General features: G+C 69.3%; 3 protein-coding genes. All 3 read left to right on the forward strand.

Translation table 11 applies throughout. The features are described from left to right. Window positions 1-418 precede the first annotated feature (418 nt). On the forward strand, window positions 419-943 hold the full coding sequence (locus G6018_RS01440) for an MSMEG_0572/Sll0783 family nitrogen starvation response protein (RefSeq protein ID WP_179525783.1): 525 nt from the start codon (window positions 419-421) through the stop codon (window positions 941-943). 4 nt (window positions 944-947) lie between these two features. After that, window positions 948-1,838, forward strand: coding sequence for a carbon-nitrogen hydrolase family protein (locus tag G6018_RS01445; protein WP_182617980.1), 891 nt, complete (start codon window positions 948-950; stop codon window positions 1,836-1,838). Beyond that, window positions 1,831-2,109: MSMEG_0570 family nitrogen starvation response protein (locus G6018_RS01450; protein ID WP_182638529.1), on the forward strand; the 279-nt coding region annotated here is incomplete at its 3' end. The genes G6018_RS01445 and G6018_RS01450, both read left to right, overlap by 8 nt.

Consider the following 2,109-nt stretch of genomic DNA (forward strand, 5'->3'; position numbering starts at 1 on the left):
TGGTCCAGTCCCGCCCGCAGATCGGCCAGCGCCGGGTTCGCTGCGACCGCCCCGGCCAGGCCGGACAGAGCTGCGGTGGTGGGGCTGCTGACAGTGGTGGTCACGCGTGTGAGTCCTCCAGGTGGGGTGGGCGCGGCGGACGTGGCCGCACGGAAAGCACCAGTGTAATCAGCATCTGGCGGCGGAGCGCGGGGGCGACTCCACGGGCCGCGCGGAGCCGCCACAGGACCCCCGCGGTGCCGCCACGGCGCCGCCACCGGGTGGCGGCGTCGGTCGCAGTGTTACGTCGGCGCCGGATGCGTTGTTCCAATTGCAACCACCCGGTAACGGACCGATACGCAGCGGTAACGGTCCGGGCGTGTACTCGCTGCCATGTCATCGGAACCCGTCCGGTGACCCAGTCCCCGAGGAGCCCACAGTGCCCGAGTTCGACGCCACCATCACCGAGAACATCGCCGCCTCCCTCAAGGAGATCCCGCACCCGTCCCTACCCAAGGGCACCAGCATCTACGGCGGCACCAAGATCTTCCCAGACTACAAGGCCGAGGAGGGGGAGTCGTACTTCACGCTCGTCCACGGGATCGCCCACGAGTCCTCCGTCTCCTTCGTCGCCGTCCTCCAGGCCACCCGCGCCCTGCGCAAGGGTTTCGAGTCGGCCATCTACTTCTACGGCCCCGGCGCGATCAACTGCCTGGCCACCCGCGGATTCCCCACCACCGGGGACTCCGGCTTCCCCGGCGAGCAGAACATCAACGAGTCCCTCGAGTCGTTCATCTCCGAGGGCGGAACCGTGTTCTGCTGCCGCTTCGGGCTCGGTCTCCACGGCGGTCGCGAGGAGGACCTGATCGAGGGCGTGATCCCCGCGCACCCGCTCGACGTGCAGGACGCCCTGATCCACTACGCCCGTAAGGGCGCCATCATCAACTCGACCTACATGGTCTGATGCCATGACGACCATCGGCTCGGTCGCCGCCAACTTCGGCCGCGACCTCGAGGAGAACTACCGGACCATCGCCCATTACACGGAGATCGCCCGCGAGAGCGGCGTCGACTTCCTTGTCTTTCCCGAGGCCGCCATCGGGGGCTACCTCTCCAGCCTCGGAAACCACGGCGACACCACGCCCACGTCGCGATCACTGCCCCCCGCCATCCGGCTCGACGGCCCCGAGATCGCGCGGGTGCAGGAGATCATCGGAGACCTGGTGGTGGCCATCGGGTTCTGCGAGCTCGACGACGACGGGGTGAACCGTTACAACGCGGCCGCCGTCCTCGACGGAACCCGCGTCTACGGCACCTACCGCAAGGTGCACCAGCCCCTCGGGGAGAACATGTCCTATGCCTCCGGCGGCGACTACCGGGTGTTCGACACCCCTGTCGGTCGGGTGGGCCTGCAGATCTGTTACGACAAGGCGTTCCCCGAGGCCGCACGCGTCATGGCACTGCAGGGCGCCGAGATCATCGCTTCCCTGTCCGCGTGGCCGGCGGCACGCACCGCGACCGCCGCCAACCTCCAGGAGGACCGCTGGACCTACCGGTTCAACCTCTTCGATTCCGCCCGGGCCCTGGACAACCAGGTGTTCTGGGTGGCCTCCAACCAGGCGGGGACGTTCGGGTCCCTGCGATACGTCGGGAACGCCAAGATCGTCGATCCCGGCGGGAACGTCCTGGCCACCACCACCCTCGACGAGGGCCTGGCGGTCGCCGAGGTCGACGTGGCGGGCACCTTCGCGGCCATGCGCGCCGGGATGTTCCACCTGCGCGATCGGCGCCCCGACGTGTACGGATCACTGGTCGAGGTCTGTGATCGGGCCGACGAGAGGACGCTCGCCAGTGCCTGAGATGAGCTTCGCCGTCCGGTGGCCCGACGGGACGGTCCGGGACTACTACTCCCCCAGCCTGGTGATCCACGACCACCTCACGGTGGGCGACCGTCTGAGCGTGGCCGAGTTCCGCCGCCGGGCCACCGACGGGCTCACCGAGGCGGGCGAGCGGGTCCGCGAACGCTACGGCTTCCTGTGCAGCTCGGCGGCGGACACCGCCGCACGGGTGGCCTCCGCGTCCCGGGCCCACCCCGGGGACGCCCTCGTCGAGGTCGTCTCTATGCACCCC

The organism is Dietzia sp. DQ11-44 (assembly GCF_014145205.1).
In the GTDB taxonomy this organism is placed as follows: domain Bacteria; phylum Actinomycetota; class Actinomycetes; order Mycobacteriales; family Mycobacteriaceae; genus Dietzia; species Dietzia natronolimnaea.

What these genes read in the sequence shown, in the direction of transcription:
- G6018_RS01445 (WP_182617980.1), top strand. Translation starts at nt 948, where the DNA reads ATGACGACCATCGGCTCGGTCGCCGCCAACTTCGGCCGCGACCTCGAG.